We start from the raw sequence: 14,947 nt of genomic DNA, 5'->3' as shown, positions 1-14,947 counted from the left end.
TTCGGGGCGGATGGCGTCGCGGACATCGCACCATCGTGGCCCACGGACCACCGCCCCGGGACCCGTTGTCCCGTTGAACGGGATTCAGAGCCGCTTCTGCCAGGCCGGATGGGTGGCCGCGGGCACGAAGCCGAGCTCTCCGTTGGCCCGCAGGATCGCCCGGTTCTCGTCGGCGTTCCAGGTGTAGAGGCGCACCGCCTCGGGCTGGCGCCGCAGCAGCCGGGAGACGTTGACCGCCTTGAGCAGCAGGGCCAGGCCGCGCCCCCGGTGCTCGGGGTGCACCAGGGTGTTGCCCTGATAGGCCGCCTGCGGCAGGTCGGCGAAGGTCTCGACGTCCGAGTGTCCCACGAGCCGGCCGGTCGCCCGGTCCCGCACCGCCGAGGTGACCATCGTCAGGCCCATCCGCTCGCGGGCCCGCTCCTCGGCCCGCAACCTGGACACGTCCCAGGCCTCGTGGGCGCGTTCGACCGCACCGGCCGGGGCCTCGGCGGCCATCCGGCCGAGCAGCTGCGCGTAGGACTCCGCATCCTCCGCGGGGCATGCCCCCTCCCAGCCGACCAGCTCGTAGCCGTGGTCCGCCACCGCGGTCGAGGCGGACTCGGCCCGCAACGCCGCACCGGCCGCCTCCCGCAGGTCCAGCACGGAGGTCCACTCCAGCTGCGCCAGCTCGTAGCCGTGGGCGGCCGCGAACGCCGCATCCGGCGCCTGCCGGCGCAGGGCGACCGGGCCGGCGTCGTCCTGGTTCTGGTCCCGGGGCGGCACGACCGGGGTCAGGCCGGTCTGCAGGGAGGTGCCGGTGGTGAAGACCGGGCCGGAGCCGACGGCGGCCGGGTCCAGCAGGGCGTTGTCCGTCCAGGACTGCATCACGGTGCGTCCCCGGCGCACCGCCTCGGCCTCCGCCTCCCGCAGCAGCGCGGAGCCCACCCCGCGGCGGCGGAAGTCCGGGTGCACCTCGATGAGCACCTCAGCGGTATGCGGCTGGGCGGAGGGCTCGGTGCCGGATCCAGGAGCAGCGGGGTCGAACGGCAGGCTGAGGGCGGCGTAGCCGATGATCCGGTCCGCCTCCCGGGCCACGGCGAAGTGGGTGCGGAGATCCTCCCGCGCGGTGGCGCCGGCCAGCTGGTTCTCCGGCGAGACGTAGAAGTCGTTGTTGCCCCAGAACAGGGACGTCACCAGGTTGGCCAGCTGGGCCACCTGCAGGAAGTCGGCCGTGGCCGGGGGCATCGGCAGGCGGGCCTGGTCGAGGGCGTCCGGCAGCTGGAGCCATGCGGTGTTCATGGGCTCCATTAAACCCCCGCCGTTCAGACGCCCGCCGTTAAACACCCGAGGCCGGAACCGGCGATCACTCGCTGGTTCCGGCCTCGGGTGTCGAGCCGGGCTCAGGTGAGCCGGGCCCCGGCGCTCAGGTCAGGCCTGGGCGTCCGCTGCCGACTCGATCTTGACCACGTTCGGGTCCACCTTGATGCCGGGGCCGAAGGTCGTGGAGACGGTGGCCTTGGAGATGTACCGGCCCTTGGAAGCGGAGGGCTTCAGGCGCAGCACCTCCTCCAGGGCTGCGGCGTAGTTCTCGGTCAGCTTCTCGGCGTCGAAGCTGGTCTTGCCGATGATGAAGTGCAGGTTGGCGTGCTTGTCGACGCGGAAGTCGATCTTGCCACCCTTGATGTCCGTCACGGCCTTGGCCACGTCCGGGGTCACCGTGCCGGTCTTCGGGTTCGGCATGAGGTTACGGGGGCCGAGGATCTTGCCGAGGCGGCCGACCTTGCCCATCATGTCCGGGGACGCCACGGCGGCGTCGAAGTCGGTCCAGCCACCCTGGACCTTGGCGATCAGGTCGTCGGAGCCGACGAAGTCGGCGCCCGCGGCCTCGGCGGCCGCGGCCTTGTCACCGGTGGCGAAGACGACCACGCGGGCGGTCTTGCCGGTGCCGTTGGGCAGGTTGACGGTGCCGCGCACCATCTGGTCGGCCTTACGGGGGTCGACGCTCAGGCGGAAGGCGACCTCCACGGTGGCGTCCGACTTGGAGGGGTTGGTCTCCTTGGCCAGGGCGATCGCCTCGACGGGACCGTAGACGGTCTCGCCGATCTTCTCCTGAGCGGCCTTGTATGCTTTGCTGCGCTGTGCCATCTGCGTGTTCTCCTTATGCAGTCGTGGTCTGCGGGTCGCGCGCGACCCTGCCACTGGGTGTGTTCTGTGGTGACGAGAAGTGGGTGTTTCCGTCAGCCTTCGACGGTGATGCCCATGGAGCGGGCGGTGCCGGCGATGATCTTGGCGGCAGCCGCGAGATCGTTGGCGTTGAGGTCTTCCATCTTGGTCTGGGCGATCTCCTCGCACTGGGCGCTGGTCAGCTTGCCGACCTTGTCCGTGTGGGGGGTGGCGGAGCCCTTGGAGACCTTGGCGGCCTTCTTGATCAGCTCGGCGGCCGGCGGGGTCTTGGTGATGAAGGTGAACGAACGGTCTTCGTACACGGTGATCTCGACCGGGACGACGTTGCCACGCTGGGATTCCGTCGCGGCGTTGTACGCCTTGCAGAACTCCATGATGTTCACGCCGTGCTGACCGAGCGCGGGGCCGATCGGAGGGGCCGGGTTGGCGGCTCCTGCCTGGATCTGCAGCTTGATCAGGCCTGCGACCTTCTTCTTGGGGGCCATTATCGGGTCCTTCTTCTGTAACTTCTTGCGTGTTCCCCGGAGCACAGGAGTGTGCCCCGGAGCGGGTGGCCACCGTGGCGCGGTGACCGGTCCGCCCTCCGCCCGGCAAAGCAACCGGGCGGCGGCGAAGTCTTCGGTGTCCTCTACCGGATCTTGGTGACCTGGTTGAAGGACAGGGTGACCGGGGTCTCGCGCTCGAAGATGGTCACGAGGACCACGAGCTGCTGGGATTCGACCTTGACCTCGGAGATGGTGGCCGGCAGGGTCTCGAACGGGCCGTCGTTGACGGTGACCGACTCGCCGACCTCGAAGTCGACCTCGATCGCCGGGGCGCTGGAGCCGGAGCCGGCCGGGACGGGGCGACCCTCGGCCTCGGCGGCCTTGGTGGCCTCCTGCAGGGCCGAGGGGGCCAGCATGGAGTGCACCTCGTCCAGGGACAGCGGGAACGGATCGTGCGCGTTGCCCACGAAGCCGGTCACGCCCGGGGTGTGGCGGACCACGCCCCACGAGGCGTCGGTCAGGTCCATCCGCACGAGCACGTAGCCGGGGATGCGCACCCGGTTGACGAGCTTGCGCGTGGTGTTGCGGATCTCCACGACCTCTTCCATGGGGACTTCGATCTCATAGATGTAGTCCTCCATCTCCTGGGTCTGGATGCGCGTCTCCAGGTTGGTCTTCACGCGCTTCTCGTAGCCCGCGTAGGTGTGGATGACGTACCAGTCGCCCGGCTGACGGCGCAGGCGGGTGCGGAGCTCCTCGGAGGGGTCGACCTCGGGCTCGGCTTCGGCTTCGGGCTCAGCCTCGGCGGCGACGTCGGCCTCGACCTCCTCCGCCTCGATCTCCTCGGCCACGGGCTCGCCAGCGGCGGCGGCGTCCTCAGCGGTCTGAGGGTCCTGAGACGGCTGGGACTGCTCCTCTTCGAGGGCATCGGCCTCGGCTAGGGCGTCGGCCTGCGGTTCGAGTTCCTGCTCGGACACTGGGTTCCTGCTTTCTTCACGCGTTCAACGTACTTCCGGCAGGGCTTCTCCTCCGGCGGGACGGGTGTGGTGCGCCCCCTGCGCAGACCCGCCTGCGGACTCAGAGGCTGCCGTCGCCGAAGACGAAGGAGGCACCCGAGCCGAACAAGAAGTCCAACAAGGTGACCAGCAAGATCATGAAGATCACGAAGACGAGCACGACGCCCGTGAGCTTCACCAACTCCTCGCGGGTGGGCGTGACGACCTTCTTGAGCTCGTCCACCACCTGGCGCAAGAACAGAGCGATGCGGCCGAAGAAGCCTCGCTTCCGCGGCGCCTCAGGGGACTGATCCCCCGTGCTGTTCGCAGCTGCCTCGGTCACGTGGCCTCACTTGCTAGGTCGACACTGAAACTGTCCTGCCGAGCGCCCCCGGATCACCGGGGCCGCCCTGCGCAGGGTAGACAGGACTCGAACCTGCAACCTGCGGTTTTGGAGACCGCTGCGCTACCAATTGCGCCACTACCCTATGGACCGGAATGTCATCTCCGAACGGACATGCCATGGCACGGCCCAGCGTGGTGTTTTTCAACACCGGGGAACAACTTTACGTCATCACCGTCGGTGAGTCGAACCGGCCCGCTCCGGCCACCACCCATGCCGCGCCCTCCACGCTATGGCAAGCCATGACGGCCCACTAGGCTGGAGCCCAACGACACCTGGAATCCGCCCGCCGGAAGGACCCCATGCCGAACTCACCGTCCCACCAGCCCCGGAGCCGCGTCTCCCAGCGCATCGGCTCGATCGCCGAGTCCGCCACCCTCGCCGTCGACGCGAAGGCGAAGGCACTCAAGGCCGCCGGGCGCCCGGTGATCGGGTTCGGCGCCGGGGAGCCGGACTTCCCCACCCCGGACTACATCGTCGAGGCGGCGGTCCAGGCCGCGCGCGACCCCAAGAACCACCGCTACTCCCCCGCCGGCGGGTTGCCGGAGCTGAAGCAGGCGGTCGCCGAGAAGACCCTGCGCGACTCCGGGTTCCAGATCGAACCGGCGCAGGTGCTGGTGACCAACGGCGGAAAGCAGGCGGTCTACAACACCTTCGCCGCCCTGCTGGACCCGGGCGACGAGGTCATCGTCCCCACGCCCTACTGGACCACCTACCCCGAGTCCATCCGGCTGGCCGGCGGCGTCCCCGTGGATGTCTTCGCCGGGCCGGAGAACGGCTACAAGGTCACGGTGGAGCAGCTCGACGCCGCCGTGACCGAGCGCACCAAGGTGCTCTCGTTCGTCTCCCCCTCCAACCCGACCGGCGCCGTCTACTCCCCCGAGGAGACCGCCGCCATCGGCCGCTGGGCCTACGACCGCGGCCTCTGGGTGGTCACGGACGAGATCTACGAGCACCTCACCTATGACGGGGTGCCCTTCACCTCGATCGCCACGGCCGTGCCCGAGCTGGCCGACCAGGTGGTCATCCTCAACGGCGTGGCCAAGACCTACGCCATGACCGGCTGGCGCGTCGGCTGGATGGCCGGCCCCGTGGACGTCATCAAGGCCGCCACCAACCTGCAGTCCCACGCCACCTCCAACGTCGCCAACGTCTCCCAGCGCGCGGCCCTGGCCGCCGTCTCCGGACCGCTGGACGCCGTGGAGGACATGAAGGCCGCCTTCGACCGCCGCCGGAAGGCGATGGTCGCCGGCCTCAACGAGGTGCCCGGATTCTCCTGCCCGACGCCGGCCGGGGCCTTCTACGCGTACGTGGACGTCCGCGGTGCGCTGGGGGACACTGCGGGACGGGGGCACCAGACCTCGGCCGAGCTGGCCGGCTACATCCTGGAGAAGGCCGAGGTCGCCGTCGTGCCCGGCGAGGCCTTCGGCCCCTCGGGATTCCTGCGGCTGTCCTACGCCCTGGGCGACGACGACCTGGCCGAGGGCATCAGCCGGATCCAGGAACTGCTCTCCCGCTGACCGCCGCATCCTCCCCTCCCCGCCCCCCACGTTTTGAGGGCAATCCCCCTTTGAGGGCAATCCCACGCGTTGGGATTGCCCTCAAAGTGGACAGGCTCCGCAGATGCGACTCGGAGGGCTCTTCTGATCCGCATCTGCGTGCGCTAGGGTCTCCTCCATGACTCTGCTGCGCGTCTCCGAGGCCGCCCGCTACCTGGGCGTCAGCGATGACACCGTGCGCCGGTGGGTGGGCGCCGGGCGGCTGACCAGACACACGGACGGGGCCGGCAAGGCCGCCGTGGACGGGGTGGAGGTGGCGGCCCTGGCACGGGGCGCCTCCGATCAGCCGGACGCCGTCCCCACCTCGGCCCGGAACACCTTCGCCGGGCTCGTGACCCACGTGGTGATGGACACCGTGATGGCCCAGGTGGAGCTGCAGTGCGGCCCGTTCCGTGTGGTGTCCCTGATGAGCGCCGAGGCGGCCCGCGAGCTGGGCCTGGAGCCGGGCATGCCGGCCACCGCGGTGGTCAAGGCCACCACGGTGATCATCAACCGCGAGACGGCCCCGTGAGGACCGTCAGGGCAACCGCGCCCCTCGCGGCCCTGGCACTCACCGCGCTGGCCCTGACAGGCTGCGCCGGTGCAGATCTGGACGCCGGCGAGACGGATGCCACCCTCACCGTGTTCGCCGCGGCTTCACTGGGCGAGGCCTTCGAGGAGCTCGCCGACGGCTTCGAGGCGGAGCACCCCGGGGTCGAGGTCGAGTACAGCTTCGCCGGGTCCTCCTCCCTCGTGGAGCAGATCCTGGCTGGCGCGCCCGCAGACGTCTTCGCCTCAGCCAATGAGGTCAACATGACCAAGGTGACCGATGCCGGTGAGGGGGCCTCCGCACCGGAACTCTTCGCCACCAACGTGCTCACGCTGATCACCCCGCCGGACAACCCGGCCGGGATTCAGACCCTGGAGGATGCGGCTGCCGAGGACGTCAAGCTGGTGGTCTGTGCACCCCAGGTCCCCTGCGGAGACGCCTCGGCCGCCCTCGCCGCGGACGCAGGAGTGGAGCTGGCACCGGTCAGCGAGGAATCCCAGGTGACCGATGTCCTGGGCAAGATCACCTCGGGCGAGGCCGATGCCGGCCTGGTCTACGTCACGGACGCCACCGGGGCCGGGGACGCCGTGCGCTCCGTCCCCCTGGAGAATGCCGGCTCGGCGGTGAACAACTACCCCATCAGCGTCCTGCGGGCCGCCGAGGAGAACGGCGCCGGGCAGCCGGAACTGGCCCAGGACTTCATCGACTATGTCCGCTCGGAAGACGGCCAATCACTGTTGGAGGACCATGGCTTCGGCCAGCCGTAGTCCCGCGGCCGCCCGCCGTCAGACCAGTATCGACCGCACCGTCCGGGTCCGGCCGCCCGCCGGCCTGACGGTCGTCGGCGTCCTCGGCGGCGTGGCGTTGCTCGTGCCGTTTGCCGCCCTCGTGGCCGGGGTGGACCTGGCCCGGCTGCCCGAGCTGCTGACCTCCGCCAGCGCCCTCGACGCCCTCGGGCTCTCAGTGCGCACGGCCCTGACGGCCACCGCGATCTGCCTGCTGCTCGGGACCCCGCTGGCCCTGGTCCTGACCCGGCTGGACTTCCCGGGCCGCAACCTGGCCCGGGCCCTGGTGCTGTTGCCGCTCGTGGTCCCGCCCGTGGTCGGCGGCATCGCCCTGACGGAGGCCTTCGGCCGGCGCGGCCTGATCGGCGAGCACCTCCACGTGCTGGGGATCGAGATCGCCTTCACCTCCACCGCCGTGGTGATGGCCCAGGTGTTCGTGTCCCTGCCCTTCCTCGTGGTCGCCCTGGAGGGCGCGCTGCTGACCCGCGGCGAGGCGCACGAGCGCACCGCCCTGTCCCTCGGGGCCTCCCCGCTGCGCACCTTCCTCACCGTGACGCTGCCGCTGCTGGTGCCCGGGCTCGTCTCCGGGCTGGTCCTGACCTTCGCCCGCGCCCTGGGCGAGTTCGGCGCCACCATCACCTTCGCCGGCTCGCTGCAGGGCACCACCCGCACGCTGCCGCTACAGGTCTACCTGGAGCGCGAGACGGACCCGGAGGCCGCCGTCGCCCTGTCCCTGGTGCTCGTGGTGGTGGCGCTCGCGGTGATCACGGTGGCCTACGGGCGCCGCGGGCTGTCCGGCGCGGGGGTGGCCCGATGATTCTCGACTGCCACGTGGTGGTCCCCGAGCGCGGGGTGGACGTCGGGTTCACGGTGCAGCCGGGCCGGACCCTGGCCCTGACCGGGCCCAACGGCGCCGGCAAGTCGACCGTGCTCTCCGCCGTGGCCGGCTGGCTGCGGCCGGAGTCCGGCCATGCCCGCCTCGGGGAACGCACCCTGTTCGATCTCGCACCCGGTCGTTCTGAATGGACCCCCGCGCGACGTCGGCAGGTCGGCTACCTGACACAGGACCCCCTGCTCTTCCCCCACCTCACGGCCGAGGCGAACGTCGCCTTCGGACTGCGCCGGGCCGGCGTCGTCCACCGCGCGCAGCGCCTTCAGGTGGCCCGTCACTGGCTGGACCGGATGGGGGTGGGGCACCTGGCCGGGCGCCGGCCGCACCAGCTCTCCGGGGGCCAGGCGCAGCGCACCGCCATCGCGCGCGTGCTGGCGTCCGGCCCGGACCTGGTGCTGCTGGACGAGCCGCTCGCCGCCCTCGACGCCCAGGTGGTCCCGCAGATCCGCGAGCTGCTCACCGAGGTGCTGACCGGGCGCACCACCGTGCTGGTGTCCCACCATCACGCGGACGTGGACGCGCTGGCGGATGCGGAGCACCGGCTCTCGGTCTAGAGCAGTCCCCGCTCCCCTGCCCAGCGCGTGAGCTCGTGGCGGTTGGAGAGCTGCAGCTTGCGCAGCACATTGGACACGTGGGTCTCGATGGTGCGCACGGAGATGAACAAGTCCTTCGCTGCCTCGCGGTAGGTGAAACCGCGGGCGATCAGGCGCATGACCTCGAGCTCCCGGGCGGAGAGCAGGTCCAGCTCCTCGTCCCGCACGGCCACGTCGGCGGTGCCGAAGGCATCCAGCACGAACCCGGCCAGCCGGGGCGAGAACACGGCGTCCCCGCCGGCCACCCGCCGCACGGCGTCCGAGACCTCCGGTCCGGAGATGGTCTTGGTGACGTAGCCGCGGGCCCCGGCCCGGATCACCGCCACCACGTCCTCGGCGGAATCCGACACCGAGATCGCCAGGAACCGCACCTCGGGCGCCAGGGACTGGCAGGAGGCGGCGACCTCGGCCCCGCCGCCGCCCCGCCCGCCGGGCAGGTGCACGTCCAGCAGCACCACGTCCGGCTCGGTCTCGTGGATGACGCGGATCGCGGCGTCCACGTCCCCGGCCTCGCCCACCACCTCGACCTCGGCCGGGTGCAGGTCGGCTTTCAGCCCGGTCCGGAAGATGGCGTGGTCGTCCACGATGACGACGCGGACCGGACGGGCGGGGTTGCTGGTGGTCATGCTGTGGGTCCTTCCTTCCTGTTCTGCTGCGCCTCCGGAACCGGCAGGCGCAGACGGACTTCAGTGCCCTCCTCGCCGGTGGAGATGGTGGCCGTCCCGCCGGCGCGCTCCATCCGGCCGATCACGGACTCCCTGATCCCCAGGCGGTCCGGCGGAATGGCGCCCGGGTCGAAGCCCGGCCCGCGGTCCTTGACGAAGATCTCGACGGCGGCCGGGCCGGCTTCCGCGTAGACGCGCACGGGCCCACCCTGTCCGGCATGGCGCACGGCGTTGAGCATGGCCTCGCGCGAGGCCTGCAGCAACGGATCCAGCCACGCGCCTGTGGCGGTGCCGACCGTGACGACCTCGATGGGCTGGCCGTGGGTGTCCTCGATGGTGGCCGCGAGGTCCTGCAGGCGGTCCGTCAGGTTGCCGTCCGGGCGGGTGGGGTCGGCGTAGAGGTACTGGCGCAGGTCGCGCTCCTGGGCGCGGGCGAGCCGGGCGACGGTGGCGGAGTCGTCCGCATTCCGCTGGATCAGGGCGAGGGTCTGGAGCACGGAGTCGTGCAGGTGGGCGGCGATCTCGGCCCGCTCGGTCTGGACCGCGAGCGCGGAGGACTTCGCGGCGGCGTCCCGCCACAGCTTCAGCCCCCACGGGGCGGCCACGAGTGTCACGCCGGCCAGGATGACCAGCGCCACCACGAGTCCGAGCCACAGGTCCTGGGTCCCCACGAACCCCGCGGCCAGCGTCAGGATTCCCGCCATGACCAGGAGCAGGCCGAGCACGAGGAACGTGACGCGGTGGGCGCGGTGCTCGCCGGCGCCACCGCGCAGGGCGTCGAACTGGAGCCAGACCAGCGCCACGCCGAGCAGGACGACGGCGGCCGGTCCGAGCATGCCCCAGTTCAGCCGCACGCCGGCCACCACCTGGAGGGCCAGGGCAGCGGCCAGGCCGAGGAGCACGATGCCGAGGACGACCTGCCAGCCGCGGCCGAGGGAGTCCGGCAGGTTGCCGAGACCCACGCGGGAGGACAGGGGCCGGGACTGCTCGGGGGCGCCGCGCACGGGTTCGCCGGCACCCACCACGGCCTCCTGCTCGTCCGGGACGAAGATCCACAGCCAGGCGTAGAACACCACGCCGACCCCGCTGAGCAGGGACAGGGCCACCACCCCGAGGCGGACCCAGCCCAGGGGCAGCCCGAGGTACCGCGCCAGCCCGGCACAGACGCCGGCGATGGCGCGGTGCTCGCGGGAGCGGGTCAGAAGGCGGTCGGACACTGCGGTCATGGCTCCATCCTGCCTGACGCGGCCGGCTCCGGGGGTCCCGCCGGGCACCGGTCCGGGGGTTCTCCGGGTCGGATCAGGGGTATTCCGGATACCGCGGGCGCCGCGGGGAGGCCACGATGGAACCATGAACGAGAACGATGTCCACCCCGGCGGCTTCTACCCCTGGATCGAATCGCTGCGCACCGTGCGCTCCCCGAACCGCTGGGTCGGCGGTGTCGTGGCCGGGGCCTCCGAACGCCTCGGCCTGGACCGGGCCCTGGGCCGCGCCCTGTTCGTGGTCCTGACCCTGCTGACCGCCGGGCTGACCGTCCTGCTCTACGGGGCGGCCTGGATGTTCCTGCCCGAGCCCGACGGCCGCATCCACGCCCGGGAGGCCGCCCGCGGACGGTGGACCTCCGGCACCACCGGCGCGCTGATCGTCTCGGTGCTGGGCCTGGGCAACCTGTTCAGCGTCCCCGGCCAGATCGGCCGCGGCGAGGGCTTCTGGTCCTTCGGCGGCATCGTCGGGCTCGCGATCATCGGCTTCTTCGTGTGGCTGGTGGCCTCCAAGGGCCGTCAGGGCGCCATCGGTGCCGGCCCGGTGTCCACGCCGACCACGGCATCCGCCGGGACCCCGGCACAGACCTCGGCACAGACCCCACCCGAACGCCCCACCGAGCCCGTCTACCTGGCGCCCTCGGACACCGGGTGGTACACGACACCCGCCTCCCCCCTCCCGGAAGGACCCGACCCCATGTCCGCCACCGCCTCACAGCCTCCCTATCAACCCGCCTACCAACCCGCCTACCAACACCCGTACCAGCCGGCGCCCCCGGTGAACCGCACCCCACCCTCGCTGGCGGGCTCGACCCAGCTGGCCGTCGTCGGGCTGGCGGTGCTGGCCGGCGCCGCAGTCTCCCTGCTGCGGTACCTGGACGTCTTCACGGCCTCGTGGCCCGTCATCTGGGCCGCCTCCCTGGCCACCACCCTCGCCGTGCTGGCGATCGGCCTGATCATCGGGGCGGCCGCGGGCCGCGGCGGGGGTGGGCTGACCGTCACCACGGCCATCCTCGCCCTGCCCGTGATCGGCGCGACCGGCGGCGCCGCCTTCAGCGACGGCATGGCGGGCCCCTGGGGCAACTGGGCGGAGCGCGGGGAGTGGGACGGCGGCGTGCTCTCCGGCAACCCCGCGGACGGCTACGAGCTGAGCTTCGGGGACGCCACACTCAACCTCACCGGCCTCGAGGGCAGCAGCGCCGCCGCCGTGGACCCCGTGGACATGAACCTCAGCTTCTCCACCGTCGAGCTGATCGTGCCGGATGACGTGGACGTCTACCTCGAGGTGGACAGTTCCTTCAGTTCCGTGGGCGGCCCGAACCTCGGCACCGACGACGCCGGCCGCATCCGGGTGGTGGACGCCCCCGGGGACGAGCAGATCGTCGTGGCCGCCGACCTCTCCTTCTCCACGCTGAACGTCCGCGCGGAAGCGCCGACGGCCGCCACAGACGCCACCACCGACACCACGCAGGAGTGAACGACATGAGCACCCACCACCCCCACCATGACCCCGAGGGCGACGCCCTCGAGGAGGAGATCACCCGGGGCACCGTGCATGACCGGAACTTCGAGGCCAACCGCGCCTTCGAGGCCGACGGTCCGGCCGCCGTCGGGCAGGATGTCAGCCCGGAGAAGGCCGGCCTGCGCACCGGAACCCTCGTGTGGGGCGTGATCGCCCTGCTGGTGGCCCTATGGTCCCTGTCCGTCACCGTGCTTGACTGGAACGTGGACCCGGTGCTGGTGATGATCGGGCTCGCCGTGGTCGGCGGCGTGGCCCTGTTGGCCGGCGGCATCGCCGGCGCTACCCGAAGCCGAACCCGCTCATAGAACCTGTAGAAGGAGCACCCCCATGGACACCCTGTACCGCACCCTGAGGAACATCCCCTTCCGCCGCGGCCCGCGCCGCATGGTCGGCGGCATCTGCGGCGGGATCGCCGCCAAGTTCGGCTGGGACCCCACGATCGTCCGGATCGTGGTGCTGCTCAGTTTCATCCTGCCGCTGATCGGTCCCGCCGCCTATGTGATCGCCTGGATCCTGCTGCCGTGGCAGGACAACACCATCCCCCTGGAGCGCGTGTTCCCCGGAACGCAGCGACCTCTGTAGGTTGGAGGTTCCCGTAGCCCTCAGAAAGGACCCCCCAGCATGCGCGTCGGCCTCCTCACGAGCGGCGGGGACTGCCCCGGCCTCAACGCCGTCATCCGATCGGCCGTGCTGCACGGCATCAAGTCCTATGACTACGAGCTGGTCGGCATCCGGGACGGCTGGCGGGGGCTGATCGAGGGGGACATGGAGGACCTGCCCCGGCAGAAGGTCCGCGGCCTGGCGCGCACGGGCGGCACGATCCTCGGCACCTCGCGCACCCACCCGTACAACCACCCCGGCGGCGGGCCGGAGAACATCAAGGCCCGGATGGCGGAGATGGCCCTCGACGCGGTGGTCGTCATCGGCGGCGAGGGAACCCTGGCCGGGGCGAAGCGGTTGGCCGATGAGGGCGTGCCCCTCGTGGGCGTTCCCAAGACGATCGACAACGACCTGAAGGCCACGGACTACACCTTCGGCTTCGACACCGCGGTCTCGATCGCCACGGACGCGATGGACCGGCTGCGCACCACCGGTGAGTCCCACCACCGCTGCATGGTGGCCGAGGTGATGGGCCGGCACGTCGGCTGGATCGCCCTACACTCGGGGATGTCCGCCGGCGCCCACGCCATCCTGATCCCCGAGCAGCGCACCCCCATGGAGCAGGTGTGCGAGTGGGTGAAGCAGGTCCATGACCGCGGCCGCTCCCCCCTGGTGGTGGTGGCCGAGGGCTTCGTCCCCGAGGGCCAGGACGACCCGCTGGCCGAGGGCGGCGCGGACGCCTCCGGACGGCCACGGCTGGGCGGCATCGGCGAATGGGTCACCCGCCAGATCGAGGACACCACCGGGATCGAGACCCGCAGCACCGTGCTGGGCCACATCCAGCGCGGCGGCGCCCCCACCGGCTTCGACCGTGTTCTCGCGACCCGCTTCGGCATGGGCGCCATCGACCTGGTCGCCCAGGGCCGGTTTGGGCAGATGGTCGCCCTGGAGGGCACCGAGATCGTCCAGGTGGACCTGGCTGCGGCGCTGGACGGGCTGAAGGAGGTCCCGGCGCACCGCTACGACGAGGCGAAGGTGCTGTTCGGGCGGTAGGTGCCGGGCCGGCGTCGGGCATTCCCCGCGCCGGGTAGCGTGGAGACCATGCCCGTCAACGCCCACACCCGCCAGATCATCGAGTTGGCCTGGTCCCGCATCCTGGGGCTCGACGACGGCGCGATCACCGAGGCGTCCGCGGCCGGGGGCCGCCGGCTCGAGGTGGCGGTGGAGGACGACTCCGGCGAGGACGACCAGATCGCCACCTTCGTCCGGTTGTACGGCGCCTCCGTGCTCTACGGGCCCCGCTGGCTGCTGGACGCGGCCCGGGACCTGGACGACGAGGTCCTGGCCCTGGAATCGACCATGATCCGCCTCGGCGCGGAGCACTCCGCCCGGTCCCTCGGCGAATGGGTGCTGTACTACGCCGACGACGTCCCTGACCTGGACCGGTCCTCCACCGTGGCGGTGTCCTACGAGGCCGCGGACGCCCAGGAGCTCGAGGCCCAGTGCCCCGCCGATGACATCACCGAAGTGGGCCTGTCCGGCCTGGACTCCACCTTCACCCTCATTCCCGACGACGGCGCGGGCACCCCGACCGGTCGGCCGGTGGCGGGTGCCGGGTACGAGGAATGGCAGGGACTGATCGGCCACGTGGGCGTCCTGGTCCGTCCGGATGTCCGGCTCATGGGCCTGGGGGCCTACGCCGGCGCGATCGCCATGGAGGAGGCCTTCACCGAGGGCCTGATCCCCCAGTGGCGGGCCGCGCTGGGCAACACGGGGGCCCAGCGGGTGGCTGCCACGTTGGGCTTCGAACTGGCCGGCTCGCAGACGACGGTGCTGTTCGGGCAGTAGGGCTGCTCGGTCAGCAGGGATGCTCGGCCAGCAGAGCTGTTCGGCCAGCAGGGCTGTTCTGCCGGGGATGCTCCTGCCTACCCTGAGCCATGGCGCTCAGATGGTATTCGACCGTGGTGGAGTCAACCGACCACCGGGCCCTGGCGCGCTGGTGGGCTGAGGCCCTCGGCTGGGACGCAGCCTATGCCTCCGATCAGGAGGTCGTCCTGGTGCCCCCGTGGGCTGAGGAGCTCACCGCCGCGCTGCCCTTCCACCGTGTCCCGCCGGGCATGGTCTTCGTCCCGGTGGACCACGAGAAGTCCGGCAAGAACCGCCTGCACTGGGACTTCGCGCCGCACACCACGGACGACCGGAACGCCGAGATCGATCGGCTGGTGGCCCTCGGGGCCACGATCATCGACGTGGGCGAGCCGGAGGAGGCCACCTGGACCGTCCTCGCCGATCCCGAGGGCAATGAGTTCTGCGTGCTGTCCGCCCGCGATCAGTGAGTTCTCCACAGATCGGCTGGCAACCCTTTACGGCGTCCGTGCCGGACCATAGCATAGTACACATGTATTGGGTATCTGCTTAGCTGAAGTTAGTCCGCAGATGCGGAAATGGAGAGTTCCCGGAGCGGTGTGGGATCGGTCTTCACGGCTTGCTGGAG

At 71.1% G+C, this 14,947-nt stretch carries 18 protein-coding genes and 1 tRNA gene; 11 read left to right on the top strand and 8 right to left on the bottom strand.

Features of this window, described 5'->3' with window-relative positions:
- Nucleotides 1-84: 84 nt before the first annotated feature.
- From AB0K08_RS15685 to AB0K08_RS15660, 6 genes are all read right to left on the bottom strand, one after another.
- Nucleotides 85-1,278, bottom strand: coding sequence for a GNAT family N-acetyltransferase (locus AB0K08_RS15685; protein ID WP_363356050.1), 1,194 nt, complete (start codon nucleotides 1,276-1,278; stop codon nucleotides 85-87).
- A 129-nt stretch (nucleotides 1,279-1,407) separates the two neighbouring features.
- Nucleotides 1,408-2,124 (bottom strand): 50S ribosomal protein L1, encoded by a 717-nt coding sequence (gene rplA / locus AB0K08_RS15680; RefSeq protein ID WP_363356049.1) that lies wholly within the window; start codon nucleotides 2,122-2,124, stop codon nucleotides 1,408-1,410.
- Between the two features lie 92 nt (nucleotides 2,125-2,216).
- On the bottom strand, nucleotides 2,217-2,648 hold the full coding sequence (rplK, locus tag AB0K08_RS15675) for a 50S ribosomal protein L11 (protein WP_363356047.1): 432 nt from the start codon (nucleotides 2,646-2,648) through the stop codon (nucleotides 2,217-2,219).
- A gap of 143 nt (nucleotides 2,649-2,791) precedes the next feature.
- Nucleotides 2,792-3,625 carry a transcription termination/antitermination protein NusG gene (gene nusG / locus AB0K08_RS15670; protein ID WP_363356045.1) on the bottom strand — a complete coding sequence of 278 codons (834 nt, stop codon included), beginning with the start codon at nucleotides 3,623-3,625 and terminating at the stop codon, nucleotides 2,792-2,794.
- A gap of 100 nt (nucleotides 3,626-3,725) precedes the next feature.
- Entirely contained in the window at nucleotides 3,726-3,986 is a 261-nt protein-coding gene (gene secE, locus AB0K08_RS15665) for a preprotein translocase subunit SecE (RefSeq protein ID WP_363356043.1), read from the bottom strand.
- Between the two features lie 72 nt (nucleotides 3,987-4,058).
- A tRNA-Trp gene (locus AB0K08_RS15660) sits at nucleotides 4,059-4,131 on the bottom strand.
- A 217-nt stretch (nucleotides 4,132-4,348) separates the two neighbouring features.
- On the opposite strand from AB0K08_RS15660, the gene AB0K08_RS15655 reads away from it, so the two are divergent.
- From AB0K08_RS15655 to AB0K08_RS15635, 5 genes are all read left to right on the top strand, one after another.
- Nucleotides 4,349-5,566, top strand: coding sequence for a pyridoxal phosphate-dependent aminotransferase (locus tag AB0K08_RS15655; protein WP_363356041.1), 1,218 nt, complete (start codon nucleotides 4,349-4,351; stop codon nucleotides 5,564-5,566).
- Nucleotides 5,567-5,723: 157 nt separating this feature from the next.
- Entirely contained in the window at nucleotides 5,724-6,116 is a 393-nt protein-coding gene (locus AB0K08_RS15650; protein ID WP_363356039.1) for a TOBE domain-containing protein, read from the top strand.
- Entirely contained in the window at nucleotides 6,113-6,901 is a 789-nt protein-coding gene (modA, locus tag AB0K08_RS15645; protein ID WP_363356037.1) for a molybdate ABC transporter substrate-binding protein, read from the top strand. The genes AB0K08_RS15650 and modA overlap by 4 nt, the downstream gene beginning before the upstream one ends.
- Complete coding sequence (locus tag AB0K08_RS15640; RefSeq protein ID WP_363356036.1) at nucleotides 6,882-7,736, top strand: ABC transporter permease; 855 nt, start codon at nucleotides 6,882-6,884, stop codon at nucleotides 7,734-7,736. The genes modA and AB0K08_RS15640 overlap by 20 nt, the downstream gene beginning before the upstream one ends.
- Entirely contained in the window at nucleotides 7,733-8,365 is a 633-nt protein-coding gene (locus AB0K08_RS15635) for an ATP-binding cassette domain-containing protein (RefSeq protein WP_363356034.1), read from the top strand. The genes AB0K08_RS15640 and AB0K08_RS15635 overlap by 4 nt, the downstream gene beginning before the upstream one ends.
- On the opposite strand, the gene AB0K08_RS15630 is transcribed toward AB0K08_RS15635, so the two are convergent.
- A complete protein-coding gene (locus AB0K08_RS15630) occupies nucleotides 8,362-9,030 on the bottom strand; it encodes a response regulator transcription factor (protein ID WP_363356032.1) in 669 nt (222 codons plus the stop codon). The two genes, AB0K08_RS15635 and AB0K08_RS15630, sit on opposite strands and share 4 nt — an antisense overlap.
- On the bottom strand, nucleotides 9,027-10,295 hold the full coding sequence (locus AB0K08_RS15625; protein WP_363356030.1) for a PspC domain-containing protein: 1,269 nt from the start codon (nucleotides 10,293-10,295) through the stop codon (nucleotides 9,027-9,029). Before AB0K08_RS15625 ends, AB0K08_RS15630 begins: the two co-directional genes overlap by 4 nt.
- A gap of 124 nt (nucleotides 10,296-10,419) precedes the next feature.
- On the opposite strand from AB0K08_RS15625, the gene AB0K08_RS15620 reads away from it, so the two are divergent.
- The 6 genes from AB0K08_RS15620 (at nucleotide 10,420) to AB0K08_RS15595 (ending at nucleotide 14,789) form a co-directional block, all read left to right on the top strand.
- Nucleotides 10,420-11,808: a PspC domain-containing protein gene (locus tag AB0K08_RS15620; RefSeq protein ID WP_363356028.1), complete on the top strand. Its 1,389-nt coding sequence runs from the start codon at nucleotides 10,420-10,422 to the stop codon at nucleotides 11,806-11,808.
- A gap of 5 nt (nucleotides 11,809-11,813) precedes the next feature.
- On the top strand, nucleotides 11,814-12,158 hold the full coding sequence (locus AB0K08_RS15615) for a hypothetical protein (protein WP_363356026.1): 345 nt from the start codon (nucleotides 11,814-11,816) through the stop codon (nucleotides 12,156-12,158).
- A 22-nt stretch (nucleotides 12,159-12,180) separates the two neighbouring features.
- The gene (locus AB0K08_RS15610; RefSeq protein WP_363356024.1) at nucleotides 12,181-12,435 is read left to right on the top strand and encodes a PspC domain-containing protein; all 255 of its coding nucleotides are present in this window, start codon (nucleotides 12,181-12,183) and stop codon (nucleotides 12,433-12,435) included.
- A gap of 39 nt (nucleotides 12,436-12,474) precedes the next feature.
- Nucleotides 12,475-13,506 carry a 6-phosphofructokinase gene (locus tag AB0K08_RS15605; RefSeq protein WP_363356022.1) on the top strand — a complete coding sequence of 344 codons (1,032 nt, stop codon included), beginning with the start codon at nucleotides 12,475-12,477 and terminating at the stop codon, nucleotides 13,504-13,506.
- A 48-nt stretch (nucleotides 13,507-13,554) separates the two neighbouring features.
- On the top strand, nucleotides 13,555-14,301 hold the full coding sequence (locus AB0K08_RS15600) for a GNAT family N-acetyltransferase (protein WP_363356020.1): 747 nt from the start codon (nucleotides 13,555-13,557) through the stop codon (nucleotides 14,299-14,301).
- An 89-nt stretch (nucleotides 14,302-14,390) separates the two neighbouring features.
- On the top strand, nucleotides 14,391-14,789 hold the full coding sequence (locus AB0K08_RS15595) for a VOC family protein (protein ID WP_363356018.1): 399 nt from the start codon (nucleotides 14,391-14,393) through the stop codon (nucleotides 14,787-14,789).
- Nucleotides 14,790-14,947: the final 158 nt, after the last annotated feature.

It is taken from the genome of Citricoccus sp. NPDC055426 (assembly GCF_040677445.1).
In the GTDB taxonomy this organism is placed as follows: domain Bacteria; phylum Actinomycetota; class Actinomycetes; order Actinomycetales; family Micrococcaceae; genus Citricoccus.
Note: the sequence above shows the minus strand (reverse complement) of the source record. Positions and strands in the feature narration are given on the sequence as shown.

Coding starts and splice junctions, on each gene's coding strand:
- AB0K08_RS15685 (WP_363356050.1), bottom strand. CDS start 1,278: ATGAACACCGCATGGCTCCAGCTGCCGGACGCCCTCGACCAGGCCCGC.
- rplA (WP_363356049.1), bottom strand. CDS start 2,124: ATGGCACAGCGCAGCAAAGCATACAAGGCCGCTCAGGAGAAGATCGGC.
- rplK (WP_363356047.1), bottom strand. CDS start 2,648: ATGGCCCCCAAGAAGAAGGTCGCAGGCCTGATCAAGCTGCAGATCCAG.
- AB0K08_RS15655 (WP_363356041.1), top strand. CDS start 4,349: ATGCCGAACTCACCGTCCCACCAGCCCCGGAGCCGCGTCTCCCAGCGC.
- AB0K08_RS15650 (WP_363356039.1), top strand. CDS start 5,724: ATGACTCTGCTGCGCGTCTCCGAGGCCGCCCGCTACCTGGGCGTCAGC.
- AB0K08_RS15640 (WP_363356036.1), top strand. CDS start 6,882: ATGGCTTCGGCCAGCCGTAGTCCCGCGGCCGCCCGCCGTCAGACCAGT.
- AB0K08_RS15635 (WP_363356034.1), top strand. CDS start 7,733: ATGATTCTCGACTGCCACGTGGTGGTCCCCGAGCGCGGGGTGGACGTC.
- AB0K08_RS15630 (WP_363356032.1), bottom strand. CDS start 9,030: ATGACCACCAGCAACCCCGCCCGTCCGGTCCGCGTCGTCATCGTGGAC.
- AB0K08_RS15625 (WP_363356030.1), bottom strand. CDS start 10,295: ATGACCGCAGTGTCCGACCGCCTTCTGACCCGCTCCCGCGAGCACCGC.
- AB0K08_RS15620 (WP_363356028.1), top strand. CDS start 10,420: ATGAACGAGAACGATGTCCACCCCGGCGGCTTCTACCCCTGGATCGAA.
- AB0K08_RS15615 (WP_363356026.1), top strand. CDS start 11,814: ATGAGCACCCACCACCCCCACCATGACCCCGAGGGCGACGCCCTCGAG.
- AB0K08_RS15610 (WP_363356024.1), top strand. CDS start 12,181: ATGGACACCCTGTACCGCACCCTGAGGAACATCCCCTTCCGCCGCGGC.
- AB0K08_RS15605 (WP_363356022.1), top strand. CDS start 12,475: ATGCGCGTCGGCCTCCTCACGAGCGGCGGGGACTGCCCCGGCCTCAAC.
- AB0K08_RS15600 (WP_363356020.1), top strand. CDS start 13,555: ATGCCCGTCAACGCCCACACCCGCCAGATCATCGAGTTGGCCTGGTCC.
- AB0K08_RS15595 (WP_363356018.1), top strand. CDS start 14,391: ATGGCGCTCAGATGGTATTCGACCGTGGTGGAGTCAACCGACCACCGG.